Here is a 392-nt window from a genome sequence, read left to right on the forward strand (position 1 = left end):
GGGCATGAGCCTGACTAGTAAGATGTTTGATAACATATGCCGACACCATCACCGCTGGTTGGCTACGGATCCCGCCGCAAGGGGCATCAGGGCTGCGCGCAACCTGCCGGAGAATCAACCGTGATGAGCCAATCAGTTTCAGGAGCAACCCTTCTATGAATGCGTCGTTAGGCACGCGCCGCGCCAACCTGGCGGAAACCGTGATCCAGGAGCTTTCCAGCCGGATCGACAACGGCACCTACGGCCCGGGCGACAAACTGCCGTCCGAACAGGAGCTGTGCAAAGAGTTCAACGTCAGCCGCCCCGTCATCCGCGAGGCGGTGGCCTCGCTGCGCCTTGGCGGGCGCCTGATCGCTCGCCAGGGTGTGGGCGTATTCGTGGTCGAGCAGGAT

The 392-nt window shown here is 62.0% G+C and carries 1 protein-coding gene; it reads left to right on the top strand.

What is annotated here, in order from left to right:
• Positions 1-155: 155 nt before the first annotated feature.
• The coding region (locus SB765_RS28200) for a FadR/GntR family transcriptional regulator (RefSeq protein ID WP_410932295.1) at positions 156-392 on the top strand (237 nt) is incomplete at its 3' end.

It is taken from the genome of Pseudomonas sp. SIMBA_067 (assembly GCF_046534675.1).
Classification (GTDB): domain Bacteria; phylum Pseudomonadota; class Gammaproteobacteria; order Pseudomonadales; family Pseudomonadaceae; genus Aquipseudomonas; species Aquipseudomonas putida.